22 protein-coding genes are annotated in these 25,741 nt (G+C 63.1%); 9 read left to right on the top strand and 13 right to left on the bottom strand.

Annotated features, from left to right (window positions below; genetic code table 11):
• Nucleotides 1–20: 20 nt before the first annotated feature.
• Genes yaaA through U5822_RS00085 form a run of 6 tightly spaced genes read right to left on the bottom strand, consistent with a single transcriptional unit; the run spans nucleotide 21 to nucleotide 4,592 of the window.
• Nucleotides 21–794, bottom strand: coding sequence for a peroxide stress protein YaaA (gene yaaA / locus U5822_RS00110; protein WP_322853597.1), 774 nt, complete (start codon nucleotides 792–794; stop codon nucleotides 21–23).
• Between the two features lie 12 nt (nucleotides 795–806).
• Nucleotides 807–1,040, bottom strand: a complete 234-nt coding sequence (locus U5822_RS00105) for a glutaredoxin family protein (RefSeq protein WP_322853596.1) — start codon at nucleotides 1,038–1,040, stop codon at nucleotides 807–809.
• Nucleotides 1,040–1,789 carry a YciK family oxidoreductase gene (locus U5822_RS00100; protein WP_322853595.1) on the bottom strand — a complete coding sequence of 250 codons (750 nt, stop codon included), beginning with the start codon at nucleotides 1,787–1,789 and terminating at the stop codon, nucleotides 1,040–1,042. The genes U5822_RS00105 and U5822_RS00100 overlap by 1 nt, the downstream gene beginning before the upstream one ends.
• Before the next feature lie 55 nt (nucleotides 1,790–1,844).
• Nucleotides 1,845–2,510: an HAD family hydrolase gene (locus U5822_RS00095; RefSeq protein ID WP_322853594.1), complete on the bottom strand. Its 666-nt coding sequence runs from the start codon at nucleotides 2,508–2,510 to the stop codon at nucleotides 1,845–1,847.
• Complete coding sequence (gene ubiG / locus U5822_RS00090; protein ID WP_322853593.1) at nucleotides 2,500–3,216, bottom strand: bifunctional 2-polyprenyl-6-hydroxyphenol methylase/3-demethylubiquinol 3-O-methyltransferase UbiG; 717 nt, start codon at nucleotides 3,214–3,216, stop codon at nucleotides 2,500–2,502. Before ubiG ends, U5822_RS00095 begins: the two co-directional genes overlap by 11 nt.
• A 35-nt stretch (nucleotides 3,217–3,251) precedes the next feature.
• A complete protein-coding gene (locus U5822_RS00085; protein WP_322853592.1) occupies nucleotides 3,252–4,592 on the bottom strand; it encodes a TRZ/ATZ family hydrolase in 1,341 nt (446 codons plus the stop codon).
• Nucleotides 4,593–4,698: 106 nt separating this feature from the next.
• Between U5822_RS00085 and mtnA the strand changes: the two genes are divergently transcribed.
• A complete protein-coding gene (gene mtnA, locus U5822_RS00080) occupies nucleotides 4,699–5,763 on the top strand; it encodes an S-methyl-5-thioribose-1-phosphate isomerase (protein ID WP_322853591.1) in 1,065 nt (354 codons plus the stop codon).
• Here the strand turns inward: mtnA and U5822_RS00075 are convergent.
• From U5822_RS00075 to U5822_RS00060, 4 genes are all read right to left on the bottom strand, one after another.
• Entirely contained in the window at nucleotides 5,752–6,519 is a 768-nt protein-coding gene (locus U5822_RS00075; protein ID WP_322853590.1) for a helix-turn-helix domain-containing protein, read from the bottom strand. The two genes, mtnA and U5822_RS00075, sit on opposite strands and share 12 nt — an antisense overlap.
• An 18-nt stretch (nucleotides 6,520–6,537) precedes the next feature.
• A complete protein-coding gene (locus U5822_RS00070) occupies nucleotides 6,538–8,709 on the bottom strand; it encodes a carboxy terminal-processing peptidase (protein WP_322853589.1) in 2,172 nt (723 codons plus the stop codon).
• Nucleotides 8,710–8,926: 217 nt separating this feature from the next.
• Entirely contained in the window at nucleotides 8,927–11,077 is a 2,151-nt protein-coding gene (locus tag U5822_RS00065) for a 3-hydroxyacyl-CoA dehydrogenase NAD-binding domain-containing protein (RefSeq protein ID WP_322853588.1), read from the bottom strand.
• Nucleotides 11,078–11,109: 32 nt separating this feature from the next.
• The gene (locus U5822_RS00060; RefSeq protein ID WP_322853587.1) at nucleotides 11,110–12,318 is read right to left on the bottom strand and encodes an acetyl-CoA C-acetyltransferase; all 1,209 of its coding nucleotides are present in this window, start codon (nucleotides 12,316–12,318) and stop codon (nucleotides 11,110–11,112) included.
• Between the two features lie 188 nt (nucleotides 12,319–12,506).
• On the opposite strand from U5822_RS00060, the gene U5822_RS00055 reads away from it, so the two are divergent.
• Nucleotides 12,507–12,770 carry a late competence development ComFB family protein gene (locus U5822_RS00055; protein ID WP_322853586.1) on the top strand — a complete coding sequence of 88 codons (264 nt, stop codon included), beginning with the start codon at nucleotides 12,507–12,509 and terminating at the stop codon, nucleotides 12,768–12,770.
• Between the two features lie 12 nt (nucleotides 12,771–12,782).
• On the opposite strand, the gene U5822_RS00050 is transcribed toward U5822_RS00055, so the two are convergent.
• Nucleotides 12,783–15,254, bottom strand: coding sequence for a DUF349 domain-containing protein (locus U5822_RS00050; protein WP_322853585.1), 2,472 nt, complete (start codon nucleotides 15,252–15,254; stop codon nucleotides 12,783–12,785).
• Between the two features lie 181 nt (nucleotides 15,255–15,435).
• Here U5822_RS00050 and U5822_RS00045 point away from each other — a divergent pair, with 181 nt between their 5' ends.
• Nucleotides 15,436–15,912 (top strand): regulatory protein RecX, encoded by a 477-nt coding sequence (locus U5822_RS00045; RefSeq protein WP_322853584.1) that lies wholly within the window; start codon nucleotides 15,436–15,438, stop codon nucleotides 15,910–15,912.
• A gap of 19 nt (nucleotides 15,913–15,931) precedes the next feature.
• Here U5822_RS00045 and mltF read toward each other — a convergent pair whose 3' ends face one another.
• Nucleotides 15,932–17,431 carry a membrane-bound lytic murein transglycosylase MltF gene (mltF, locus tag U5822_RS00040; protein WP_425258685.1) on the bottom strand — a complete coding sequence of 500 codons (1,500 nt, stop codon included), beginning with the start codon at nucleotides 17,429–17,431 and terminating at the stop codon, nucleotides 15,932–15,934.
• Nucleotides 17,432–17,720: 289 nt separating this feature from the next.
• Between mltF and purL the strand changes: the two genes are divergently transcribed.
• Together purL and U5822_RS00030 are read left to right on the top strand one after the other, a co-directional pair.
• Entirely contained in the window at nucleotides 17,721–21,626 is a 3,906-nt protein-coding gene (purL, locus tag U5822_RS00035) for a phosphoribosylformylglycinamidine synthase (protein WP_322853583.1), read from the top strand.
• Between the two features lie 429 nt (nucleotides 21,627–22,055).
• Nucleotides 22,056–22,367: a YqfO family protein gene (locus U5822_RS00030; protein WP_322853582.1), complete on the top strand. Its 312-nt coding sequence runs from the start codon at nucleotides 22,056–22,058 to the stop codon at nucleotides 22,365–22,367.
• A 12-nt stretch (nucleotides 22,368–22,379) separates the two neighbouring features.
• On the opposite strand, the gene U5822_RS00025 is transcribed toward U5822_RS00030, so the two are convergent.
• Nucleotides 22,380–22,931 (bottom strand): NUDIX hydrolase, encoded by a 552-nt coding sequence (locus U5822_RS00025; RefSeq protein WP_322853581.1) that lies wholly within the window; start codon nucleotides 22,929–22,931, stop codon nucleotides 22,380–22,382.
• Nucleotides 22,932–23,029: 98 nt separating this feature from the next.
• Between U5822_RS00025 and U5822_RS00020 the strand changes: the two genes are divergently transcribed.
• From U5822_RS00020 to purT, 4 genes are read left to right on the top strand one after another with little or no spacing between them, the layout of a single operon-like run.
• On the top strand, nucleotides 23,030–23,617 hold the full coding sequence (locus U5822_RS00020) for an NUDIX hydrolase (protein WP_322853580.1): 588 nt from the start codon (nucleotides 23,030–23,032) through the stop codon (nucleotides 23,615–23,617).
• Between the two features lies 1 nt (nucleotide 23,618).
• Entirely contained in the window at nucleotides 23,619–24,152 is a 534-nt protein-coding gene (locus tag U5822_RS00015) for a gamma carbonic anhydrase family protein (RefSeq protein ID WP_322853579.1), read from the top strand.
• A 44-nt stretch (nucleotides 24,153–24,196) separates the two neighbouring features.
• Complete coding sequence (locus U5822_RS00010; protein ID WP_375171164.1) at nucleotides 24,197–24,331, top strand: DUF1289 domain-containing protein; 135 nt, start codon at nucleotides 24,197–24,199, stop codon at nucleotides 24,329–24,331.
• A 47-nt stretch (nucleotides 24,332–24,378) separates the two neighbouring features.
• On the top strand, nucleotides 24,379–25,578 hold the full coding sequence (gene purT / locus U5822_RS00005; protein WP_322853577.1) for a formate-dependent phosphoribosylglycinamide formyltransferase: 1,200 nt from the start codon (nucleotides 24,379–24,381) through the stop codon (nucleotides 25,576–25,578).
• The last annotated feature ends 163 nt before the right edge of the window (nucleotides 25,579–25,741 follow it).

Genomic DNA, 25,741 nt, shown 5'->3' with positions numbered 1-25,741 from the left:
AAATCCTGTGTTCGAGGCGGTTAGCCTTGCTCGTCCCGCAGGAACACCCAGTTGTCCCCGCTGGACTGTTCGTCGCTGAAGTAATAGCCATCCAGGTTGAAGCCCTTCAGGTCGTCGGCCTGGGTAATCCGGTTCTGGATCGCAAAGCGGCACATCAGACCCCGGGCCTTCTTGGCGTAGAAGCTGATCATCTTGTACTGGCCGTTTTTCCAGTCCTTGAACTGGGGCGTGACGATGCGGGCGTCCAGGGCTTTCTTGCGAACACTCTTGAAGTACTCGTTGGAGGCCAGGTTCACCAGCACGCCGTCGTCGTTCGCCAGCAACCGGTTCAGCTCATCGGTGATGATGTTGCCCCAGAAGGCGTACAGGTCCTTGCCGCGCTTGTTCTCGAACTTGGTGCCCATTTCCAGGCGGTACGGCTGCATCAGGTCCAGCGGCCGCAGCAGGCCATACAGGCCCGACAGCATGCGCAGGTGGGACTGGGCGAAGGCAAAGTCGTCCTCGCTGAAGCTTTCGGCGTCCAGACCGGTGTAGACATCGCCCTTGAAGGCGAGGGCAGCCTGGCGGGCGTTCTCGGGGGTGAACGGGGTGTGCCAGGTGCGGAACCGCTCGGCATTGAGCTGGCCGAGCTTGTCGCTGATGCTCATCAGGTTGCTGACCTCGTGGGGTTCGAGCTCCTTGAGCTGGTCGATCAGTTCGCAGGCGTCGTCCAGAAAATCCGGCTGCGTGTAGGTTTCGGTCGCCAGGGGGCTCTCGTAGTCGAGGGTCTTGGCGGGCGAGATAACCATAAGCATGTCAGGCAATCCTCATTGAAGAAACGTGAGTAACTGATCCCTGGTAAACGGCCAGTCCAGTTCCGCCCCGGTGTCGTTGCGACGCAGCACCGGGATGCGCGTTCCGTAGCGTTCCACCAGCGCCTCGGACTGGGCGATGTCCACCACGTCCACCGGTATCGGCGCCGGCATGGGGGTGTTCACCAGCAGGGCTTCGGCCAGCTCGCACAGGTGGCACTGGGTGGTGGTGTAGAACAGCAGCTCCATTATTTCGGCTGCGCGTCGAACTGCTGACCGTTCACACCGTGGCTGTCTTTGCCCATCAGGTACAGGTAGATCGGCATCAGCTCGTCCGGCGCCGGATTCTGCTGCGGATTCTCCGCCGGGTAGGCGTGCGCTCTCATGTTGGTACGGGTGGCGCCCGGGTTCAGACTGTTCACCCGCACGTTGTGGCGCTCGTCGTCGAGCTCGTCCGCCATCAGCTGGCTCAGGCCCTCAATGGCGAATTTGGACACCGCGTAGGCGCCCCAGTAGGCCTTGGCCTTGCGGCCGACGCCCGAGGAGGTAAAGATCACCGAGGCGTCGGCGGACTTGCGCAGCAGCGGGATCATGGCCCGGCTCAACAGGAACGGCGCGGTGGCGTTCACGTGCATGACCTTGTTCCACACTTCGGGGTCGTACAGCTCCACCGGGCTGCGGTCGCCGAGAATGGCGGCGTTGTGCAGAATGCCGTCCAGGCGCTCGAAGTTGTCTTCCAGCGTCATGGCCAGTTCTTCGTAATCCTTGACCGCGGCGCCCTCGAAATTCATTGGCACGATGGCCGGTTTCGGGTAGCCGGCGGCTTCGATGTCGTCGTACACCGATTCCAGCTTGGAAACGGTGCGCCCGACCAGGATCACAGTGGCGCCGTGGGCGGCATACGCCAGGGCGGCAGCCCGTCCGATACCGCTGCCAGCGCCGGTCACCATGATGATGCGGTCTTGCAGCAGATTGGCGGGGGCTTGGTAATCTTGCATAACCAGTCTCCGTGTCAGGAGGTTGCCGGGAAGGGAATCGCGTTCCGAATGGCCGCTATTGTAACAGTTTTGCCAGGTCGCTGACCGTGTCGGCAATGAGGTCGGCCTGCCAGCTGTCGACCGATGCCGGCTCTTCGATGTACCCGTAGCGAACGGCGATGGTGCGCATGCCGGCATTGCGACCGGCTTCAATATCGCGCTCGTGGTCGCCCACGTAGATGCTCTTGGCCGGGTCGGCACCGATGTGCTGGCACGCCAGGAACAGGGCTTCCGGATGGGGTTTGCGCTGGGCCACGTGATCCGGGCAGACCACGGTGGCACAGCGTTCGGCCAGGCCCAGGGCGTCGATCAGCGGGGCGGCAAAGCGCACCGGCTTGTTGGTGACAATTCCCCAGGGAATCCGGCGCGCCTCCAGGGCCTGCAGCAGCGGCTCCATGTCGGCGAACAGGGTGGTTTCCACGGCCACGCCGGCCTCGTACAGATCGAGAAACTCGGTGTGCTTGGCCAGGTAGTCCGGGTGCTCCGGCTCGAGGCCGAACCCCACCCGGATCATGGCGCGGGCGCCGTTGGACACCGACCGCCGGATCTGTTCGGCCGGCAGGGGCGTCAGGCCGTGGAGCTGGCGCAGCTGGTTCAGGCACCGGATAAAATCCGGCGCCGTGTCGATCAGTGTGCCGTCCAGGTCGAAAAGGACGGAATCGGGCTTGGTGTCAGTCTTCACGGGTATCCCGGGCGTGCATCAGGTAATTGACGTCGACGTCGCGACCGAGCTTGTAGATTTTGGTGACCGGGTTGTAGGTCATGCCGGTCAGCTCCAGTACGTCCAGGCCGGCGTGCCGGAGGTGGTCGGACATCTCGGACGGGCGGATGAACTTTTTCCACTCGTGGGTGCCCCGGGGCAACAGGTTCAGCACGTACTCGGCGCCGACAATGGCGAACAGGAACGACTTCGGGTTTCGGTTGATGGTGGACACGAACAGGTGGCCGCCCGGCTTGAGCATGGTGGAGCAGGCCCGGATCACCGAGGCCGGGTCTGGCACATGCTCGAGCATCTCCAGGCAGGTGACCACATCGTACTGGCCGGCGTGGTCCGGGTCCTGGGCCAGCTCCTCGACCGTGGTCTGCCGGTAATCCACGGTAATGCCACTCTCCAGGCCGTGCAGCTTGGCCACCGACAGCGGCGCCTCGCCCATGTCGATGCCGGTCACGTGGGCGCCGCGCTGGGCCATGCCCTCGGACAGCAGACCGCCGCCGCAGCCGACATCCAGCACCCGCTTGCCGGCCAGGGCCACCCGCTCATCGATGTAATTCAGCCGCAGCGGGTTGATGTCGTGCAAGGGCCGAAATTCGCTGGTCGGGTCCCACCAGCGGCTTGCCAGGGCCTCAAATTTCGCAATCTCGTTCCGGTCTACGTTCTGGTTGCTCATGGTCGTCGTTGCCTGCTGCATCTGTCGGAATTCGGTTATTGGGCCTGTTGCTTGCGGATACGTTGCTTCCAGCTGTCCACCCGCAGCATCAGGTCAGCGACGTCAATGCGGGTCAGCTTGCCGTCCTGTAGCTGAGGTACGCCGTTGATCCAGCTATGGCTTACCGCTCGCCCGTGGTTGCTGTACACCAGGTGGGACGCAGGGTCGTAGACCGGTTGCAGGAAGGGGTCGCTGAGATCCACGGCGATGATGTCGGCGAGTTTGCCGGCGACCAGGGAACCCAGCTCATGGTCCCGGCCGAGGGCCTTGGCGCCATTGAGTGTGGCCATGGCCAGGGCCTGGTGCGCCGACAGTGCCGAGGCATCCCCGGCCACCACCTTGGCGATCATGGCGGCGGTGCGCAGTTCCCCGAACAGGTCCAGATCGTTGTTGCTGGCGGCGCCGTCGGTGCCAATGGCGACGTTCACGCCGGCGTCTGCGAGGCGCTGGACCGGGCACAGGCCGCTGGCCAGTTTCAGGTTGGACTCCGGGCAGTGGATGACGTGAGCGCCGCTGTCGGCCACGGCGCGCAGGTCCTCGTCATCGACCTGGGTCATGTGCACGCACTGGGTGTTCGGCCCCAGCAGCCCCAGCCCTGCCATGCGCGCCACCGGGCGCTGCCCGTTTTTGCCGGTGGCGTCCACGACCTCGAATTCGGTTTCGTGCAGGTGAATCTGGATCGGCGCGCCGGTCGCCGCCGACAGCTCAACGGCCTGCGTCAGCGGTCCGTCGGACACGGTGTAGGGCGCGTGCGGGCCGATGGCCGGGGTAATGTAGGTGTTGTCCTGCCACTGCTCGATAAAGGCCGCGCCCTTGCTCAGGTATTCCTCCGGGCCGGAGCCCCAGGCGGTCGGGAAGTCCAGCAGCGGGAACGAGATCTGCGCGCGCATGCCCACGTCGTGGGCGGCCTGGGCGGCAATCTCCGGGAAGAAATACATATCGGAGAAGGTGGTGGTGCCGGTGCGCAGCATTTCCGCCATCGCCAGCTGGGTGCCATCGGCGATGAAGGCCTCATCGACAAAGGCGCCCTCGGCGGGCCAGATGTGGTCGTTGAGCCAGGTCATCAACGGCAGGTCGTCGGCCAGGCCCCGGAACAGCGACATGGCAGCGTGGCCATGAACATTGATCAGACCGGGCAGGACCGCGTGGTGCGCCAGGTCGATGGTTTCCCGGGTCCGGAACCTGCGGTCGGCTTCCGCCTGGGAGACCACCGCGGCAATCCGGTCGCCCTGGATAATCACGGCCTGGTGCTCCAGGACAACGGCTTCCGGTTCGACGGGGATCAGCCAACGGGCATTGATGCGGATATCGGCTGCGGTGATCGTGTCTGCGGTCATGGGCCTGCCTTCAAAGCCGGGCGCACAAGGGGCGCTGGGAAAATGTAGGCCGGAAGTATAAACGTTATACTGGCGCTTTTCAGCGTTTCAGAACCGGAGCACCTATATGGCAGATTCACCCGTGTCCGGCCCAGCCCGGGCCGTTGGCACCGTCGCATTGAGATGGCACGGACACAGCCTTGAGCTGCTGGACCAGCGCCTGTTGCCGCTTGAGGAGCAGTGGATCGCACTGGACGATGCCGACGGCGTGGCCCGGTCGATCCGGGACATGGTGGTGCGCGGCGCGCCGGCCATCGGTATCAGTGCCGCCTATGGCATGGCATTGGCCGCCCGCCAGGCCCGGGGCGAGCAGTGGCGGGACCACATCCGGCAAGCGCTCAAGGTGCTGGCCGCGTCCCGCCCAACCGCGGTGAACCTGTTCTGGGCCCTGCAGCGCATGGAACAGGTGGTCGAGGGTTGCGCCACGGCTGAGCAGGCGCGGCATCGGCTGGCCGAGGAAGCGGTGGCGATTCACGAGGAAGACATGGCCGCCAACCTGGCCATGGCGGAGCACGCCGTTGGCGTCATGCAACCCGAGCAGCCGTTGTCCGTGCTGACCCATTGCAACACCGGGGCCCTGGCCACCGGCGGCTATGGCACGGCCCTGGGGGTGATTCGCCGGTTGCACGAGAAAGCGCTGCTGAGCAAGGTGTACGCGGATGAAACCCGGCCCTGGTTGCAGGGTAGCCGGTTGACCGCCTGGGAATTGAGCCGGGAAGGTATTCCCGTGACCCTGAACGCCGACGGCGCTGCCGCGGCGATCCTGGCCCAGGGTGACGTGCGCTGGGTGGTGGTAGGGGCCGACCGCATTACCGCCAATGGCGATGTCGCCAACAAGATCGGCACCTACAGCCTGGCGGTGTTGGCCCGGCATCACCGGGTTGGTTTCATGGTGGTGGCGCCGTCCAGCACCGTCGATATGCAACTGCCGTCCGGTCGGGACATTCCCATCGAGGAGCGGGAGGCCACCGAGGTCCGAGAGGTGCGGGGGGTTGCCCTGGCGCCAGCGGGCGTGGATGTGTTCAATCCGGTCTTCGATGTCACGCCGGCCAGCCTGATCGACGCCATCGTCACCGAGAAAGGGGTGGTCAGAAACCCCGGGCCGGAGGCCATGAAGGCGTTATTCGGCTGAGGTGTCCGGGTCCGGTTCGGCCTCGGGCCCGGCTTCGTAGGATGCCTTGAGCTCCGCCACCTGCTTTTCCTGTTCCTCGACGAAATGCAGGGACATCTCGAAGCTCTGGCGGGTGAAGTCCAGCACCTTGCGGAAGCCCTCGTCCGACAGGTTGCGGGCGTCGTCGTGGCGGCGAAAGATGTTGATGAATTCCCGCTCCCGTTCGAACTGCAGCGGCAGACGGCCAACGCCCCAGTCGTTCAGTACCTGCCAGACCTCCGGATTGTAGTTGCGGGTGGTGCGCAGAATGAATGGAATGGGGTCGTTGCGGGCAATCAGCGCTGCCAGCCGCAGGATCAGCTCGAACGAGAGGGTGGCGGTTCCGTTTTCGATGGCCTCGAGCACCGACTTGTCACGAAGGTCGAGCGCCTCACTCATTTCCGACAGGGTGAGCCCGGCCACTTCGCGAATATCCTTCAGGGATTGCCCGGCCGTGAGCATGGCCCGCAATTGATCCTGGGAATTGATCAGGGCCCGGCCGACCCGCATGGAGGTGTCGGTGGCCCGCACCCCGAAGCGCAGGGCCGAGCCGGTCAGGCTGGCCAGCCGGTCGATAACGCCGTCCGGGCCTTTCCCGCCTGCGGCGGTCTTGTCCAGCCCTTCGATGGCCTTGATTTCCTCAATGGAGCGCATCGCGTGCAGGGCGTCCAACAGGGTGTCCTGCACTGCCCGGGCCGAGGCTCGCGATTTCTTGTCCCTGGTCTTGCGCTCCGTCATACCTTGGTTGCGCCCCGATTACTGGGCTGAGGCTTTGGCGGTGTACTGCTTGGGCGCCACGATGGACACCATGCGCCGATCCAGTTCGAGCATGTCGGCCATGATGTGGCCGCCCTCGCGAATCACGAAATCCAGCTCGTCATCGGTGGTGTTCAGATCCGCCGCCTGCTGGTCCTGCCAGTCCTCCAGGTCTTCCAGGGTCGCGAAGGGTTCCTCGCCTCGCAGTTCCCGACGGGCGTTGGCGATGCTCAGGCGGGTACGCTCGATCTGCTCGTGCTGGGTTTTCCGCGCTTCGAAGTTGAGGCTGACCGAATCCATTTCACGCTGGGCCTGCAGGAAGTCGATTTCCTGCTGCAGCAGACTGAACTCGGGGCTGGTGGAGAACCGCTCCTCGTGGCGCTGGCGCAGCTCGTCGATGATGCCGCTGAAATCGAAGTAACGATTGTGCGGAACCGCTTCGATCTGGTCCCAGGGCAGGGCGTGGTCCAGGGCGTCCTCACCGATGCGGCTCTTGTCGATGCGCGACGGGATCTCGATGTCCGGGATCACCCCCTTGTGCTGGGTCGAGCCACCGGAGACCCGGTAAAACTTCGATTGGGTGATCTTGAGCTGGCCGTGGTTGAGCGGTCGGACCGCCTGCACGGTGCCTTTGCCGAAGGTCTGGGACCCGACTACCAGACCGCGGCCGTAGTCCTGGATGGCGCCGGCAAAAATTTCCGACGCAGACGCGCTCATCCGGTTGGTCAGCACCACCAGCGGGCCGTCGTAGGCCACCGACGGGTCTTCGTCCTTCAGCACCTGGACGTCGTTGTTGGCGTTGCGGATCTGGACCGTCGGCCCCTTGTCGATGAACAGACCGACCAGGTCGTTGGCCTCGTGCAGGGCGCCACCGCCGTTGTTGCGCAGGTCCACCACCAGGCCATCGACGCCGTCGGCTTCGAGTTCCTTGATCAGGTTGCGCACGTCCCGGGTGGTGCTCTTGTAGTTCGGGTCGCCGGCCTGCATGGCCTGGAAGTCGGCGTAGAAGGTGGGGATGGTGATCACACCCACGGTGTAGTCGGTGTCGCCGCGCTGCAGCTCAATCACGTCCTTGCTGGCGCTCTGCTCTTCCAGCTTGACCTCGTCCCGCTTGATGGCGATGGCTTTGGTGATGGTTTCGTCACTGGCGTTGGCGGGAATCACTTCCAGGGTGACCACGGAGTTGCGCGGGCCACGGATCAGGTCGACCACCTCGTCCAGGCGCCAGCCGATGACGTTGACCGGCTTTTCGTCGCCCTGGGCGACCGACACGATACGGTCAGCGGGTTGCAGCTGGCCCTGCTTGGACGCCGGCCCACCGGGCACCAGGCGCACCACCTTGGTGTACTCGTTGTCGGACTGGAGCACCGCACCTATGCCTTCCAGGGACAGGCTCATGTTGATGTTGAAGTTCTCCGACGTGCGCGGCGAAAAATAGGAGGTGTGGGGGTCCCACATGCCGGTGAAGGCGTTCATGTACGCCTGGAATGCGTCCTCACTGCGCGCCTGGTATGCCCGCTTCAACTGCCCCTCAAAGCGCCGGCGCAGGTTCTCGGTGATGGTGTCATCGTCGGTGCCGTTCAGGCGCTGGGCCAAGACCGCGTTCTTAACCCGCTTGATCCAGAGCGCGTCCAGGGCCTTCTGGTTGGGCTCCCAGTTGGCATCGGACCGGTCCAGCAACATGCTTTCCTTGGTACTGAAGTCGAGCTGGTCGATGCCCTGGTCAATCAGGCCCAGGGCAAACTTCAGGCGTTCGATGATGCGTTGCTGGGTCAGGTTGTAGATATCGAAACCGGGCTGGAGCTGGCCGGTTTTCAGGGCGGCGCCCAGCTGCATGCGAACCCGCTGGAACTGGTTCAGATCCTGCTGGGTCAGGTAGATTTTCTGGCCGTCCAGGTACTCAAGGTAGGCATCGAAGACGTCACCGGACAGCTCATCGCTGATGCCCAGCTCCCGGAAATGGGTAAATTGCAGCTGGCGGGCGATCAGGATGTTGGCGCGGGCCTGGTCGATGGTGGGCGCGACCGGCTCGTAGGTGAGGGAATCGTCCACCTTGGCCTGCAGGCCGAATGGGGTGGCTACCAGCAGGGCCATGGTCATGGCCTTGCAAAGCCCGGTTTTAAAACCTTGTTGGGGGAGGTGACGGGCGACGATTCTTTCCGCGATGGTCATAAAAGCTTACCTGACGGTGCTGGGCGCAGGACCAGCCACGCTGAAGCCTGCTACCCGTTGGCGAATAAATTTATTGTAGGCAAGCGCTATCAGCGTTGCCATAGGCAGACGGTATCGGTACGTGACAATCTGTCCATGAAATTGGCAGATGACGGGGCGGAGAAATCGGTGCGGGAGGCGGGACAGCCGGAGGGGAGATTCCCCTCCGGCGGCGTGGTCAGGCAAAGACGGAATTGGTTTCGGCTTTCTCCAGCAACAGCTTGGGCGGAGTGAAGCGTTCGCCATAGGCTGCGGCCAGCTCTTTGGCCCGCTCGGTGAAGGCGCGGACGCCGTACTGGTTGATGAACTGGATGGCGCCACCAGTCCAGGGCGCGAAGCCGATACCGAAGATGCTGCCAATGTTGGCGTCTTCCACGGTGCGCAACACTCCCTCTTCCAGACAGCGCACGGTCTCGATGGCCTGAACGAACAGGATGCGGTCCTTCAGCTCCTGCAGGGCGATGGAGCGGGCCTTGTCGGCGTCGACAAACAGGCGATCCAGCTCGGGCCAAAGGTACTTCTTGCCATTGTCCGGGTACTCATAGAAACCGGCCCCCGCGGCCTTACCCTTGCGGCCTTGCTGGTCCACCATCTGGTCGATGATGGCCTCCGCCGGGTGCGGTACCCAGGTGCCGCCGGCGGCTTCGGTGTCTTTCTTGCTCTGGGCCCGGATGTGCTGCATCAGGGTCAGGCTGACCTCGTCGGAGATGGCCAGCGGGCCGACCGGCATGCCCGACAGGACCCCGGCGTTCTCGATGCTGGCCGGTGCGATACCTTCGGCGAGCATGGCGACACCCTCGTTGACGAAGGTGCCAAACACCCGGGAGGTAAAGAAGCCGCGGCTGTCGTTCACCACGATCGGAATCTTGCCGATCTGCTGGACGTAGTCGAAGGCGCGGGCCAGGGTGTCGTCCGAGGTCTGGGCGCCGACGATGATTTCCACCAGCTGCATCTTGTCGACCGGCGAGAAGAAGTGCAGTCCGATGAAGTTGTCGGGCTTGGCCGAGGCCTCCGCCAACTGGGTGATCGGGATGGTGGAGGTGTTGGAGGCAAAGATGCCGTTGGCCGCCAGTTGGGGTTCCGCTTCCTGGGTGACCTTGGCCTTCAGGCCGCTGTCCTCGAACACCGCTTCGATCACCAGATCACAGCCGGCCAGATCGTCGGCGCTGTCGGTGGTCTTGATCCGGTCGAGTATCTCGGCCTTCTGGGCTTCGGTCAGTCGGCCACGGCTGACTTTCTTGGCCAGCAGCTTGTCCGAGTACGCCTTGCCTTTCTCGGCGTTGTCCACGGACACGTCCTTGAGCACTACGTCGATGCCTTTGACTGCCGTGGAATAGGCGATGCCCGCGCCCATCATGCCGGCGCCCAGGACACCCACCTTGGCGAAGCGGGCGCGCTCCACGCCGCTGGGTCGGCTGCCGCCGGCCTTGATGGCGTTGAGCTGGAACCAGAAGGTGCCGGTCATGTTCTTGGCCACTTGGCCGATGACCAGCTCGGCGAAGTACCGGGTCTCAATCAGGCTGCCGCTGTCAAAGTCCACCTGCGCGCCTTCCACGGCGGCCGACAGGATGCGTTCCGGCGCCGGGTAGCAGCCTCGGGTTTTCTGCTTGAGCATGGCCGGGGCAATGGCCAGTTTCTGCGCCATGGCGGGATGGTGCGGGGCACCCCCGGGCAGTTTGAAGCCTTTCTTGTCCCAGGGTTGCTGGCACTGCGGGTTGGCGTCGATGAAGGCCCGGGCCTTGGCGAGCATGTCGTCGGTGTCGTCGGCCAGTTCGTCCACCAGGCCGGCTTTCAGGGCGGCGGCGGGGGCCACTTTCTTGCCTTCCATCAGGAACGGGAACGCCGCCTCCAGGCCAATCATCCGGGGCAGGCGCTGGGTGCCGCCGCCGCCCGGCAACAGGCCAAGGGTGACCTCGGGCAGGCCGAGCTGAATGGCGTCGGAATTCAGCACCACCCGATGGTGGCAGGCCAGGGCGATCTCCAGGCCGCCACCCAGAGCGCTGCCATTGATGGCGGCCACCACCGGTTTGCCGCTGGTCTCCAGGAAACGCATGTCGGCTTTGAGGCCGTTGACCATGGTTTCAAAGGCTTCGGCATCCTCCCGGGTCACCTTGTGCAACTCGTTGAGGTCGCCGCCGGCGAAGAAGGTTTTCTTGGCCGAGGTAATGATGATGCCGCGAAGGTCCGCCAGGTCAGCTTTGACCCGGGCCACGGTTTCGCCCAGGGCGTCCCGGAAGGCGGCGTCCATGGTGTTGGCGGACTGGCCCGGCATGTCGATGGTGAGGGTTAGGGTCTGGTCTGAACCCAGGTCGTATCGGATTGCGCTCATGATTGGTTCTCCTGTCAGAAAAAGTGTTGGGCTCAGACGCGTTCAATGATGGTGGCTATACCCATGCCGCCACCCACGCACAGGGTGGCCAGGCCAAAGCGCAATTCCCGGCGCTCCAGTTCGTCCAACAGGGTGCCCAGGATCATGGCGCCGGTGGCGCCGAGGGGGTGGCCCATGGCAATGGCGCCGCCGTTGACGTTCACTTTTTCATCGGGGACTGACAGTTCCTTCTGGAACCGCATGACCACCGAGGCAAAGGCCTCGTTGACCTCAAACAGGTCGATCTGGTCCACGCTCATGCCGGCTTTTTCCAGCGCCTTGCGCGCCGCTGGGGCCGGGCCGGTCAACATGATGGTGGGGTCGGTGCTGGTCACGGCCGTGGCAACGATGCGCGCCCGGGGCTTGAGGCCCAGAGCCTGGCCCTTGGCCTCACTGCCGATCAGCAGGGCGGTGGCGCCGTCGACGATGCCGGAGGAGTTGCCGGCGTGGTGGACGTGATTGATCTTCTCCACGTAGTGGTATTTTTCCCGGGCCACACCGTCAAACCCCATGTCGCCCATCATCTGGAACGAGGGCTTGAGGCCGGACAGGGATTCCAGGGTGGTGTTGCCGCGCACGTGCTCGTCCCGGTCCAGGATCACCACCCCGTTCTGGTCGGTGACCGGCACGATGGACTTGGTGAAATAGCCCTGCTGCCAGGCATTGGCGGCTTTCTGCTGGGATTTGACGGCAAAGCCGTCGACGTCCTCCCGGCTGAAGCCCTCGAGGGTGGCGATCAGGTCGGCACCGATGCCCTGGGGCATGAAGCCGGTGTGCAGGTTGGTGGCCGGGTCTGCGGCCCAGGCGCCGCCGTCGGAGCCCATGGGTACCCGGGACATGGCTTCCACGCCGCCGGCCACCACCAGGTCTTCCCACCCGGAGCGGACCTTCATGGCGGCGAGGTTGACCGCTTCCAGGCCCGACGCACAGAACCGGTTCAGGGTGACACCGGCCACTTTCTCGTCCCAGTCCGCCGCCAGGGCCGCGGTCTTGGCGATGTCGGCGCCCTGGTCGCCAACCGCCGTCACGCACCCCATGACGATGTCGTCCACCTGGGCGGTGTCCAGGTTGTTTCTCTGCTGCAGAGCATCGAGCACGGTGGTCAGCAGGGTGATGGGTTTGACGCTGTGCAGCGAGCCGTCCTTTTTGCCGCGGCCGCGGGGGGTGCGCACTGCGTCGAAGATATAGGCTTCGGTGGTCATCGGGTGTCCTCTGATCGTTGTTGGTTCGGTAGGCGGATCCAATGGGATAACCATAGCGGGTGCGGGACCGTCAGGGTAATGACGGCGGCTGCCAATCGAATTGGCGAAATTGCTCAGCAGCATGACAAGGGCGCTGCCGGCTTCTATGGTTAACACAAGCGGCGAGCGAACCCGGGAGGCAGGGCACTATGTCCCTCAGAGATGCCATCGACAACTTTTACGAACGGCTGGTGTTGGATGCGATCGACGCGACCCGGCAGGAAGAGGACACCGCCGATTACCTGACCGACGTCATGTGTGTCGCGCTCAATCGTTTGCCGGCGAGGTACTACCGGCATTCTATCGACATGATGTTTTATCTGGCCGATGAGGAACTGAAGGCCATGAAAGAAAAATCCCTGGCGGAGGTGAGAGCCGCCAGGGATTTCGTCAACCAGCATCAGCGGCACTAGGCCGCTGCCCATTCAGTCGGCAGTCAGCGCCGCCAGGGCGTCATTCAGACGCCTGGCCAGAGCCGCATCCGGTGACTGTCCGGACCGACCCAGACACCAGCTTGCCACCAGTTTCTCCAGCTCCCGGCTCTGATCGCCAGTCTGCTCCGATGAGCCCATGCCTTCGGCCAGGCGCTGGACCTGGATTTCCATGCGGCGTTTCTGATCCGCCTCCGGCGAGGCGATGCCTCCGAGGATCTCGGCGCGAATCACCAGGTCGCCGTGGTCGACCTCTCTCTGGTCCGCCGCCAGTTCCGGCCAGTGCTGGGGGATCTCGGACGCGTCGGCACCGCCGTTGACCCGGGCGGTGACCAGGGATTGCCAGTAGCCGACACTGGCCGCCAGGCGCTGGTTGGCCTGGGCTTTTTTCAGGCGCTGCTTCTCACCCTGGATGCGCTCCCGAATCGCCGGGGACAGGGCCGGAGCCTGCTGGCTACCCAGCCGGTCAAGGGCGTCCGAGAGGGCTGTGGCATCACTGCTGCTGTCCAGGATCTGCACGGCTTCCAGCAGCGCCTTGGCCGCCGAATCGGCCGCCTGGGTGGCCTGCTGCTGTTCATTGCGCTGGGCATCCCGGCGGGCAAAGATCTGGTCACAGGCCTTGCGGAAGGCCTGCCAGAGTTTGCGATCCTCTCGGTGGCGGGTAATGCCAATGGCTTTCCAGTCGGCCTGCAGGCGCTTGGCTTCGTTCATGGCCTCCTGCAGGGGCTCGTGGTTGATCAGTTCGTTGGCGCGCTCGACGATGGCCTGCTTCTGGCTTTCGTTTTTCTGACGCTCCTGGTCCAGGGGCGCTTCCAGCCGCTTGAGCAGCTCATCGAACCGCTTTTGCACGGTTCGATTTTCCCGGAATTCTACCGGCCAGGCGGCCTTCCATTCCTGCCGGGCGGTCTGGTGTATTTTCTCGGCCGCCTTCCAGTCAATGCTGGCCCAGTCGGCCTGGTCGAGGAAAGCTTGCAGATCCCGACAGATGGCTTCGCGCTTGGCCAGGTTGGCCTGCTTCAGCCCGGACTTGGCTGCGAAGTAATCCTTGCAGGGTTCGTAGGCCTTGTCCGAGGCCGCCTTGAAGCGGCTCCACAGGGTCCGGTCGGAAGAGCCGCCCAGGTCCCGCCACTCGTTCTGCAGGTCTTTGATGCGCTCGGCCTTGGCTTCCGGTTCCATGGGTTGCTCGGCCAGGTATTCCATCTGTTCGCACAGCGCGATCTGCTTGGGTTCGGTGGCAAAGCCGAGCCAGTCGCTCAACTCGCGGGTCTGGCCAGCCAGCAGTTGCAGGCGGGCCTGGAACGGCTTGCCATAACGCTGGTCGAGCGACTTCAGCTGCTGCTGGGCGGTTTTCAGGAATTGTCGGGACTCTTTCAGCTGTTTCGCTTCCAGGGCGGTCTCAAGCTGGCTCAGGGACTCCTTCAGCTGCGCCGCCATGACTTGCTGCTGTTCCCGGTTCTCGGTGCTGACCGGTGGCGCCGGTTGGCGTTTGCCGGCGAGCCGGCGCACCGGCTCCAGCAGGGTTGGCATTGGAAAATCGTTCGGCCAGTCGATGTCAGCCAGCAGGTCGCGGGCCTGTTGGCGCTGGTCGTCGGAATCGTCGTCAGCGGCTTCACCGGCGCCGTCGGTCAGCGCCGCGATGGCGTCCTTGGCCTGGCTGGCCCGACGAATGGCCGCAATGTAGGTGCGCAGCGCCTGCATGGAGGCTTCGTAGGTTTTCTGCTGTGATTTATCGACGCTGGTGTCACGGGTGGCTTCCAGCCACCGGTTTTCCTGGGTCTTTTGCAGGGCGTCGAGCGATGCCAGCGAGGGCAGGGACTCTGGGACTTCGGCTTTCAGGTCGTCGAGCGTGGTAGCCAGCAGGGCCAGGGTTTCCTGACGCTGCACCGCCTGTTCCTGGTGCCGGGCTTCCTCTTCCTGGGCTGACTGGATGGCCTTCAGGCGCTCGTTGCAGTGATGGACGGCTTCCAGGAATTGCTGGGCCTGTTCGGCCGTGGCATGGGCCTCGACCCGGGACCACTGTTGGGTCAGTGCGTTCAAGCGCGCTTCGAAGAGTTTGGTATCCTCGCTGCGGGCCTGGTCATTGGCGTTGGTGATCAGGGTGGCGATGGTGTTGGACAGGGATTCGAATCGGGCCTGTTCCTCGCGCAGACTCTGCAGGGCCTGCCGAACGGTCTGGTACACGGTTTTGTCTCGGCCTTTGGCCGCTTTCTGCACCCGGTGCAGATAGTCGGCGTCGGTCAGTCCGCGCGCCGCCTGCAGGCGAATGTCCGCGGTCACCCCTGCGGTGGCCAGCTCGGCCAGTTGTGCCTGCTCGGGAGCGCCATCCAGAGTTGCCCGCTGTGATTCCCGGAGGGTGTCGCGGGTATCGTCCTCGGGGACGTCCGGAGACGGAGCCGCGGTCTGTTGCTTGCGAGCCGTTTCCGTTGCTTTGCGGGGCTTGAACAGTTTCTGGATGAATGCAGGCATGAAGGTATCCTTTTGGGATTGAAACCAGTCAGCGGAGTCGGGCAAAGTGACCGCCCTCCGGTCATCGGCGCGCCGCACAGCGTCGCAGCAGCGCCGGGTACTCGTTGCCGGACGTGTGCCGGCAAGAATGAATTTCGGGGGCTAGTCTAGCGTTTTGAGCGCGCAAGCGGGAAGGGGCGGAATGGCAAAACAGGAAAATCCGGACGATCAGGAGTACAAGGCGCGGTCCACGGCACTCAGGCTCCTGGCACGGCGCGAGCACAGCCGGCTGGAGTTGTCGTTGAAATTGCGTCAGCGCCGCATTGAGCCGGCGATAATCGAGGCGGTACTCGACGAGTACGAGCAGGAAGGCTGGCTCGACGACGCGCGCTTTGCCGACGTCTACGCCCGGCAGCGCATGGATCTCGGTTACGGGCCGGTGCGCATTCTGGCCGAGTTGCAGCAGCGTGGCGTCCACCGCAGCCCCGAGTGCCTGTCGGAGATGGGTGAGGAAGACTGGTGCCAGCAGGCCATCTCGCTGCGAGCCAAGCGGTACGGCCTGACCGACCTCAGTGACGACTGGGATGAAAAGGCGCGCCAGGCGCGCTTTCTGACCCGTCGGGGGTACGCCGCCGGCCAGGTGGAGCGGGCGCTGGAGGCCCGCTCGGAGCAGGAGTGATTCGGGCCGGTAATCGGCTTCAGAGGGTTGGCGGAATCAAGCCCAGCTCGGGCGGCAGGCTCGCCCTCAGATCCGGTTGCGGTGCCGACTCCGAATCGGCGGCTTCGGGCTGGGCTGACGGGGCCAGGCTCGCCAGATTGTCGGACGGTCCCGGTTGCGGCTCGGCAGGCTCATTCAGGCGGGCGAGCACGTCGTAGTAGCGGCGTATGTTCTGGACGTAGAGCACCGGCTCGTGGCCCCGGGCAAAGCCGAACCGGGTTTTGGTGTACCACTCTTTCTGGGCCAGCAGCGGCAGGAATTCCTTCACATCCATCCACCGGTCCGGGTTCTTGCCGGCGCCTTCGGTGAGACGACGGGCGTCCTCCAGGTGGCCGTACCCGACGTTGTAGGAGGCCAGGGCAAACCAGGTCCGGTCGGGCTCGGGAATCCGCTCCGGAATCTTTTCGTGCACCATCCGGAAGTACTTGGCACCGCCCTGGATGCTCTCTTCGGCGTCCAGGCGATTGTTGATGCCGATGTAGTTGGCGGTGGTCCGGGTCAGCATCATCAGACCCCGAACCCCGGTGGGCGACACCGCGTTCGGGCGCCAATGGGATTCCTGGTACCCGATGGCGGCGAGCAGGCGCCAATCCATGCCGAAGTCAGACGCATAAGTCTGGAACAGCGACTGGTACTTCGGCAGCCGGTTCTCGACATGGTGCATGAAGGTGCGAGCGCCAACGTAGTTCAGTCGGTCGAGGTGGCCGTAGAACCGTTCGGCCAGTTGCGCCAGGGTGCCATCCGCCTCGAGTTTTTCCAGGAACTGCCGGGCCGCGCTGACCAGGGTGTCGTCCTGTTCCGAGGGGAACAGCCAGGCCAGCTCTTCCGGTTCGCCCAGGGAAAACGCCTGCTTCACGTGGGGATAGAACACGTGGTTCAGCTCCAGTTCGTTGGACGACACCACCGCGTAGGCAAATTCACCACTCTCCACGCGCGCCAGGACCCCGGCGGCGTCCAGGCCCGGATGCGTCTGCCGCACGAAGTCGCTTCCTTCCTGGTCGATCAGATGCTCGTGGTTGCTCTCCGCCACCAGGTGCAGGGTTTGTCCGGTCAGGTCGGTCAGGGATTCGGGGCGGGGCTGGTCCCGGTGGTAGACCACCACGGACTGGGCGGCGATGCCGGTGGGCAGCACCTTGTACTGTCCGGCGATGCCCGGCTGTTCCGAGAGGCCGGCCAGACCGATGTGGGCATAGTCCCGGGACAGCACCGACAGGATCTCGGTGTTGTCCTCGGCGACCCGAACCCGCAGCTCCACACCCAGCTCGTCGGCAAAACGCTTGGCCAGCTCATAGTCGTAGCCAGTCGCGCCATCCCGACCCTCGTAATAAATGGAGGGGGCTTCCCGGGTGATCACGTGCAGGACGTTCTCGTCGAGAATCTCCTGCAGGGTGCTCGGCCGGGAACAGCCAACCAGCGTCAGGGCCGCGCTCGCCAGCAGCGCCAGGCGTATCGGCGCCGATTTAGTAACCAATTGAAAAATTGACAATTCCCTGGACTCCGTTACCGCTGGATCGTCGGGATACGTCAGTGAGTGAGGATTGGACGCATCCGTTGTCACATGGTGATGGCTTCCACTGCCACTCTTATTATGATCGTCGTTGGCGTTGACCCGGTCAACAAAGCTGGTCAATTAATGTGCAAAACAATGTCAATTGTACCTACCGGAATTCGACCGGTCTGCGCTGTCCCCCGGGCTCGCTTTCGCGTATCATGTGCGCCTTTCAAATTGCACCCAGATTTCCCCGATTCGCGCGATACAGGTTGATATCATGCTTGAACTTCGCGGCGCTCCGGCGCTTTCGCCCTTCCGCTCCAGCAAACTGCACGCACGCATTCAGGACATTGTGCCTGAAGTTGAGCACGTGTACGCAGAGTTCATGCACTTTGTCGATCTGGAGGGCAGCCTTTCCGACTCGGAGCAGGCCATCCTCGACCGGCTGCTCACCTACGGCCCAATCGTGCCGGTGGAGGAGCCGGACGGTGTCCTGTTCCTGGTGGTCCCGCGCCCGGGAACCCTGTCGCCCTGGTCCAGCAAGGCTACGGAAATTGCCCGTAACTGCGGTTTGCGCCAGATCCACCGCATCGAGCGGGGCACCGCATTCTACATTCGCGCCAGCCGGAAATTGGGACTGTCTCAGCGCGAGAAAATTGCCGCGCTGTTGCACGACCGCATGACCCAAAAGGTGTTCCATGAAATGGGGGGCGCCGAGCTGCTGTTCAGCCACGAAGAGCCCCGGCCTCTGGGACGGGTCCCGGTCCTGGCGGGCGGCCGGTCCGCGCTGGTTGAAGCCAACGCCCGCTTGGGCCTGGCTCTGGCCGAAGACGAGATCGACTACCTGACCAAATCCTTTACCGATCTCCAGCGTGACCCCACCGACGTCGAGCTGATGATGTTTGCCCAGGCCAACTCGGAGCACTGTCGTCACAAGATTTTCAACGCGTCCTGGGACATCGACGGCGAAGGCCAGGAAAAGTCCCTGTTTGCGATGATCCGCAACACCTTCGAGATGAACAGCGAAGGCGTACTGTCGGCGTACAAGGACAACGCCTCGGTGATTCGCGGCAGTCGCGGTGGTCGATTCTTCCCGGATCCGAAGACCGGTGTCTACGGGTACAACGAGGAAGACATCCACATCCTGATGAAGGTGGAGACCCACAACCATCCGACCGCCATTGCCCCGGCCGCCGGTTCGGCCACCGGCTCCGGCGGAGAGATCCGCGACGAGGGTGCCACCGGCCGTGGGTCCAAGCCCAAGGCCGGTCTCACCGGCTTTACGGTCTCCAACCTGAACCTGCCGGGCGATCCCCAGCCCTGGGAAATCGGTTATGGCAAGCCCGAACGCATCGCGTCGGCGCTGGACATCATGATCGAAGGGCCGATCGGTGGTGCTGCCTTCAACAACGAATTCGGGCGCCCGAACCTGGCCGGTTATTTCCGGACCTTCGAAGAGAAGGTGCCGGGCGCGGCCGGCGAGGAAGTCCGGGGCTACCACAAGCCGATCATGATTGCCGGTGGTCTTGGCAACATCCGCGAGGAGCACGTCGAGAAGGGCAATATCCCGGTTGGCGCCAAGCTGATCGTACTGGGCGGACCGTCCATGCTGATCGGACTCGGCGGTGGTGCGGCCTCGTCCATGGACTCGGGCTCCAGTAACGAGAACCTGGACTTTGCCTCGGTCCAGCGCGACAACCCGGAAATGGAGCGTCGCTGCCAGGAAGTCATCGACCGCTGCTGGCAGATGGGCGACGACAACCCGATCTGCTTTATTCACGACGTAGGTGCCGGCGGCCTGTCCAACGCCATGCCGGAGCTGGTCAAGGACGGCGGACGCGGCGGCAAGTTCGAGCTGCGTGACATCCCCAGCGATGAGCCCGGCATGTCCCCGCTGGAAATCTGGTGCAACGAGTCCCAGGAACGCTACGTCATGGCGGTGGCGCCGGAGAACCTCGATCAGTTCGATGCCCTGTGTCGCCGGGAACGCTGCCCGTACGCGGTGATCGGTGAGGCCACGGAAACCCATCACCTGGAGTTGGGCGACTCCTACTTCGACGACAAGCCGGTCGACCTGCCCATGGAAGTGCTGTTCGGCAAGCCGCCGCGCATGCACCGCAGCGTGACCCGGTCGTCCTTTACCAAGCCGATTTTCGATTCCACTCGCATCGACCTGCATGACGCCATCCGGCGGGTGCTGCGGTTGCCGTCGGTGGGTTCCAAGAGTTTCCTGATCACCATCGGTGATCGGACCATCACCGGTCTGGTGGCGCGGGACCAGATGGTTGGTCCCTGGCAGGTGCCGGTCAGTGATGTGGCGGTAACCGCCAGTTCCTTCGATGTGCGCACCGGTGAGGCCATGGCCATGGGCGAGCGCACCCCGGTTGCCGTGATCGACGCCCCGGCCTCCGGCCGTATGGCGGTCGGCGAGGTGATCACCAACCTGGCGGCGGCGGCCATCGGCAAGCTCTCCGACATCCGCCTGTCCGCCAACTGGATGGCCGCGGCCGGTCATCCGGGCGAGGACGAGAACCTGTACGAAACCGTACGCGCGGTGGGTATGGAGCTGTGCCCCGAGCTGGGCATTACCATCCCGGTGGGCAAGGACTCCATGTCCATGAAGACCATGTGGGAAGAGGACAACGGCGAGCAGAAGAGCGTCACCGCACCCCTGTCCCTGGTGATCTCCGGTTTTGCACCGGTCACCGACGTGGCACGTACCCTGACGCCCCAGCTGGCGACGGATGCCGGTGAGACCGACCTGATCCTGGTCGATCTGGCCGCGGGCCAGAACCGGTTGGGTGGTTCGGCCCTGGCGCAGGTATACCGCCATGTCGGCGCGGTGGCGCCGGATCTGGACGATCCCGAGGACATCAAGGCGTTCTTCGCGGTGATCCAGGGCCTGAACGCCGACGGCAAACTGCTGGCGTACCATGACCGCTCCGACGGCGGTCTGTTCGTGACCCTGGCCGAGATGAGCTTTGCCGGCCGCAGCGGCGTCGACATCAAGCTGGATGGGCTGGCGGAAGACGCTTCCCAGTTTGCCCGTGAACTGTTCAATGAAGAGCTGGGTGCGGTGATCCAGGTTCGTCGCGACGACACCGATTTTGTCCTGCAGCAGTTCTCGGCCGCCGGGCTTGGCGACCACACCAGCGTCATCGGCACCCTGAACGACGACGACCAGGTTCGCCTGACTTTCGATGGCAACACCGTGGTCGAGGAAAGCCGGGTATCGCTCCAGCGCCTGTGGTCGGAAACCAGTTACCGCATCCAGTCCCTGCGCGACAACGCCGATTGCGCCCAGGAAGAATTCGATAACCTGCTGGACGCCGACGACCCGGGTCTGAGCGCCGAGCTGTCCTACGATCTCAACGAGGACATTGCCGCGCCTTACATCGGCACCGGCGCCCGGCCGAAGGTGGCGGTTCTGCGCGAGCAGGGCGTCAATGGTCAGGTCGAGATGGCGGCGGCCTTCGACCGTGCCGGCTTCGAGTCCGTCGATGTGCACATGAGCGATCTGCTGTCCGGTCGCATCACCCTGGACGGTTTCAACAGCCTGGTGGCCTGTGGTGGGTTCTCCTTCGGCGACGTACTGGGCGCCGGTGAGGGCTGGGCCAAGTCGATCCTGTTCAGTGATCGGGTCCGTGACCAGTTTGCCGGCTTCTTTAATCGCCCGGACACTCTGGCGCTCGGGGTGTGTAATGGCTGCCAGATGCTGTCGAATCTGCATGAGCTGATTCCGGGCAGCGAAGGTTGGCCCCGATTTGTCCGCAACCAGTCCGAGCAGTTCGAGGCGCGCCTGGTGATGGCAGAAGTCATGCCGTCCCCGTCTGCCTTCTTCGAGGGCATGGCCGGTTCGCGTATGCCCATCGCGGTGGCACACGGTGAGGGCCGGGTGGAGTTCGCGGGCGCAAACAGCGCGGCTTCGCTCTCCGAGCAGGAACTGGTGGCGCTGCGTTACGTTGACAATCGCGGTCAGGCGACCGAGCGGTACCCGTTCAACCCGAACGGATCCCAAGCGGGCATTACTGGCGTGACCACCCGCGATGGTCGGGTCACCATCATGATGCCGCATCCTGAGCGGGTCTTCCGGGCGGTCCAGCACTCCTGGCGTCCCCAGGAGTGGCAGGAAGACGGTCCCTGGATTCGCATGTTCAGGAACGCACGGCGCTGGTTCGGCTAAAGCGCTCGGCGCGAAAAAAGGCCGGCCTGGGAGGGGATCGCCTGATGGCACCTTCCCAGGCCGGCCTTTTTTGTGAGCGCTTGCCCTGTTTTGGACTCGTTTTCAAGGGCCATTTCGCGCCAATATGGCAAAAAAATCCTTGACTCAGTATTTTTATGCACATTCCTGGTGCCCTGTCGCCTGTTCTCTGGGCAAAGAATGAGAAATAGGTTCAATTTTTAGGCGTAGATGCTAAGTTTCTGAAAAATATATAAAAAAATGAGCGGGCCATTTTGTCGCCAATTTGAGTGGAGTGTAGTATTTACGGGGTGTTGGGGCCTGTTCCCAAAAACTTTCCCCAGAGTTATCCACAGAATCTGTGGGTAAGTCTATAAGGCCTTAATCTGTTCAAAAAATACCCAGTTATTCACCGAAAACCGGGAGTTCGCCATGTACAAACTCTGTTATTTCGTACCGGAAAGTCATCTGGAGCAAACCAAGTCGGCGCTCTTTGCCGCCGGGGCCGGGCGCATCGGTGATTACGACAGTTGTGCCTGGCAGTGTCTGGGGCAGGGGCAATTTCGACCGCTCGAGGGCAGTGATCCCTTTCTGGGGCAAACCGGCGCGCTGGAAACGGTGGACGAGTACAAAGTGGAGCTGGTGTGCGCGGATGAGCTCATCCACGATGCGCTCAAGGCGCTGAAGCAGGCCCATCCCTACGAGGAGCCTGCCTATGAGGTGATGCGAATCGAAGCCTTGTAAGCCGGGTGGGGGTCAGCGGCTGGTGGCCGACATGGGCCGGCGAATGTCCTGGACGTGCACGCCGAAGGTTTCCCGCCGGTAGTCCTCCAGGAACAACTCGAGGGTTTTTCGGACCGTGGGGAATGACAGCTCGTCCCAGGGTATGTCGGACAGCTCGAACAACTGGCTTTCCAGGGATTCCTCACCGGCACCGAAGCGACCATCTTTGAGCGTGGCGCGGTAGAACATGTGCACCTGGTTGATGTGGGGCACGTCGATGATGGAATAGAGTCCGTCGATGTGGACCTCGGCCAGGGCCTCTTCCCGGGTCTCCCGGGCGGCCGCCTCAATGGTGGTTTCGGCGTTCTCCATGAAGCCGGCCGGCAGCGTCCAGAAGCCGTAGCGCGGTTCGATCGCTCGTCGGCAGAGCAGCACCTTGCCCTCCCAGATTGGCACCGTGCCAGCGACGATGCGCGGGTTCTGGTAATGTATGGTCTCGCAGCTCACGCACACGTAGCGGTGACGGTTATCGCCTTCGGGGATGCGTTGCTCTACCGGGTGGCCGCAAGTGCTGCAGTACTTCATGTGTTTCCCCGTATACTGGAAATTGGTTTGGTAGTCAGTGTAACGATCGTGGCTGCCTGTGTCTCATCCAACCTGATGATGTTTTCTGGAGCCGCAATTTGCGTGACTTACTCGCCGAACGTCTGGCCGGATACGCACCGAAGCAGCTGGCACTGGATTACCCGGAGGCGGGTATCCTGGTCCCCATCACCGATGACCATAGTAACCCGGAAATGGTGTTTACGCTGAGATCGTCCAATCTGAACACCCATCGGGGCCAGGTGGCGTATCCCGGTGGCAAGCGGGACCCGGGCGATCCCTCCCTGGCCGCGACCGCCTTGCGGGAAACCCACGAGGAAATCGGTCTGCCGCCGGATCAGGTCGAGGTGATTGCGCCGCTCAGTCAGGTCATGTCCCGTTACGGCATTCTGGTCACACCGTTTGTTGGCGTGATCCCGGTCGACCATCCCCTCGAGCCCAACCCTCATGAAATTGAGAGCGTGTTCCGGGTGCCGCTGTCGTTTTTGCTGGAGGACCGGCGGGAGCGCACCGACGCCCTGAATTTCCTCAATCACACCTTCTATGTGCCTTGCTATCGTTGGGAGCGTTATCAGATCTGGGGCTTGTCCGCCGTGGTTCTGGTCGATTTCATGAACGCTGTGTACGATGCCGGGATTGATTTGCTGGAACCGCCCCAAGGAGGCTGACATGTTTTACGCGCTGGAAGATCGAACGCCGGAGCTGGTTGGTGACGGCCAGTTTGTTGCCGAGAATGCCACAGTAATTGGCAGTGTCCGCTTGATGGAGCAGTCGAGCGTCTGGTTCAACGTGGTCATTCGTGGCGACAACGACCTGATTACCATTGGCCCGGAAACCAATGTTCAGGACGGCTCGGTCCTGCACACCGATCCCGGAATTCCGCTGACCCTGGGGCGTGGCGTGACCGTGGGCCACAAGGTGATGTTGCACGGCTGCGAGGTCGGCGACTACTCCCTGATCGGTATCAATGCTGTGGTGTTGAATGGAGCGAAGATCGGCAAGCACTGCCTGATTGGTGCGAACACCCTGATTCCGGAAGGCATGGAAGTACCGGACGGCTCCATGGTGGTGGGCTCGCCCGGCAAGATTAAGCGCGAGCTGAACGAGAATCAGAAGAAGATGCTGGAAATGAGTGCCCAGCACTATGTACAGAATGGCGCGCGTTACCTGAGCAAACTCAAGCCCAGTGAGCCGTCCAAATGAGTGTCGCCGACAAGGTCCGATCGCCCTGTGTGCAGGTTTGTGCATTGGACGAACAGGATGTGTGTATTGGTTGTCAGCGGACCAGCGACGAAATCCTCCGCTGGACCCGGATGACCAACGAGGAGCGTAGGGAAGTGCTGCGCAACGTTGCGATTCGCGAACAGAAAGTCGCCCTCTAGTTACCTCGAGCGCAGGCTTTTCATCCTTTCTTTCTATGGGTACAGATATGGCAGAAGGCAGCAACTCAGTTCGAATTGGCACCCCACTCAAGGCCGGAGCGTTCAAGGTCCTGTTCTGCGGCTCCGGCGAGTTGGGTAAGGAAGTGGTGATCGAGCTCCAGCGTTTCGGAGTCGAAGTCATCGCCGTGGACCGCTATGCCAACGCACCCGCCATGCAGGTCGCCCATCGCAGTCATGTCATCGACATGCTTGATGCCGGACAGTTGCGTCAGGTGATTGAGCAGGAACGGCCGGACCTGATCGTGCCGGAAATCGAAGCCATCGCAACGCCGGAACTGGTCGCGTTGGAAGGCGAGGGCTACCGGGTGATACCGACGGCGCGGGCGGTCAACCTGACCATGAATCGGGAGGGCATTCGCCGGTTGGCGGCGGAAGAGCTGGGTCTGCCGACGTCCCCATACCGGTTCGCCGGTTCCCGAGACGAGTATCTGACGGCGATTGAGGAAGTGGGCCTGCCCCTGGTGGTTAAGCCGGTAATGAGTTCCTCGGGTAAAGGTCAGAGTACGGTTCGTTCCAAAGCGGACGTCGAAGCGGCTTGGGACTATGCCCAGTCCGGTGGACGTGCGGGTAAGGGGCGGGTCATCGTCGAGGGATTCGTCGACTTCGATTACGAGATCACCTTGTTGACGGTCAAGCACCGGGACGGTGTGTCCTTCTGTGATCCCATCGGGCACCGACAGGAAGATGGCGATTATCGGGAATCCTGGCAGCCGCAGCCCATGTCCGATCTGTCGTTGGAGCGCTCCATGGTGATTGCCCGCTCTGTGGTTGAGAACCTGGGTGGCTTTGGCCTCTATGGGGTGGAGCTGTTCGTCAAAGGTGACGAGGTCTGGTTCTCGGAAGTGTCGCCCCGGCCCCATGACACCGGGTTGGTAACCCTGGTATCCCAGGAGTTGTCGGAATTCGCGCTGCACGCGCGCGCCATTCTGGGTTTGCCCATTCCCCTGATTCGTCAGAACGGTCCGTCCGCCTCGGCCGTGATCTTGCCAGAGGGTGACTCGGATGACGTGCAGTTTGCTGACGTGGAGCAGGCACTGTTGGAGCCCGATACCCAGTTGCGTCTGTTTGGGAAGCCGGAGCTGACAGGGCGGCGGCGCATGGGGGTTGCGCTGGCAAGAGGAGAGTCCATTGAGGAAGCCAGGGCCAAGGCACGGTCGGCAGCGTCGGCGGTGAAGGTGGAGCTGTAGGCGGAACTAACGTGGAGTCGGCGCGTCTGATTCTTGTGGGATGTGCGGCGGTGAAAAACGCTCTTTTTTAAAAAAGTTTGAAACACCCGTTGACACCTCCGGGCAGGTCTGTAGAATGCGCATCTCTTTCGAGGGGAGCGCCACTGAGGCGGCTCCGGAATCG

It is taken from the genome of Marinobacter qingdaonensis (assembly GCF_034555935.1).
In the GTDB taxonomy this organism is placed as follows: Bacteria; Pseudomonadota; Gammaproteobacteria; order Pseudomonadales; family Oleiphilaceae; genus Marinobacter; species Marinobacter qingdaonensis.
This window is presented reverse-complemented; position numbering and strand designations above follow the sequence as displayed.

Coding starts and splice junctions, on each gene's coding strand:
- yaaA (WP_322853597.1), bottom strand. CDS start 794: ATGCTTATGGTTATCTCGCCCGCCAAGACCCTCGACTACGAGAGCCCC.
- U5822_RS00105 (WP_322853596.1), bottom strand. CDS start 1,040: ATGGAGCTGCTGTTCTACACCACCACCCAGTGCCACCTGTGCGAGCTG.
- U5822_RS00100 (WP_322853595.1), bottom strand. CDS start 1,789: ATGCAAGATTACCAAGCCCCCGCCAATCTGCTGCAAGACCGCATCATC.
- ubiG (WP_322853593.1), bottom strand. CDS start 3,216: ATGAGCAACCAGAACGTAGACCGGAACGAGATTGCGAAATTTGAGGCC.
- U5822_RS00085 (WP_322853592.1), bottom strand. CDS start 4,592: ATGACCGCAGACACGATCACCGCAGCCGATATCCGCATCAATGCCCGT.
- mtnA (WP_322853591.1), top strand. CDS start 4,699: ATGGCAGATTCACCCGTGTCCGGCCCAGCCCGGGCCGTTGGCACCGTC.
- U5822_RS00075 (WP_322853590.1), bottom strand. CDS start 6,519: ATGACGGAGCGCAAGACCAGGGACAAGAAATCGCGAGCCTCGGCCCGG.
- U5822_RS00070 (WP_322853589.1), bottom strand. CDS start 8,709: ATGACCATCGCGGAAAGAATCGTCGCCCGTCACCTCCCCCAACAAGGT.
- U5822_RS00065 (WP_322853588.1), bottom strand. CDS start 11,077: ATGAGCGCAATCCGATACGACCTGGGTTCAGACCAGACCCTAACCCTC.
- U5822_RS00060 (WP_322853587.1), bottom strand. CDS start 12,318: ATGACCACCGAAGCCTATATCTTCGACGCAGTGCGCACCCCCCGCGGC.
- U5822_RS00055 (WP_322853586.1), top strand. CDS start 12,507: ATGTCCCTCAGAGATGCCATCGACAACTTTTACGAACGGCTGGTGTTG.
- U5822_RS00050 (WP_322853585.1), bottom strand. CDS start 15,254: ATGCCTGCATTCATCCAGAAACTGTTCAAGCCCCGCAAAGCAACGGAA.
- U5822_RS00045 (WP_322853584.1), top strand. CDS start 15,436: ATGGCAAAACAGGAAAATCCGGACGATCAGGAGTACAAGGCGCGGTCC.
- purL (WP_322853583.1), top strand. CDS start 17,721: ATGCTTGAACTTCGCGGCGCTCCGGCGCTTTCGCCCTTCCGCTCCAGC.
- U5822_RS00030 (WP_322853582.1), top strand. CDS start 22,056: ATGTACAAACTCTGTTATTTCGTACCGGAAAGTCATCTGGAGCAAACC.
- U5822_RS00025 (WP_322853581.1), bottom strand. CDS start 22,931: ATGAAGTACTGCAGCACTTGCGGCCACCCGGTAGAGCAACGCATCCCC.
- U5822_RS00015 (WP_322853579.1), top strand. CDS start 23,619: ATGTTTTACGCGCTGGAAGATCGAACGCCGGAGCTGGTTGGTGACGGC.
- purT (WP_322853577.1), top strand. CDS start 24,379: ATGGCAGAAGGCAGCAACTCAGTTCGAATTGGCACCCCACTCAAGGCC.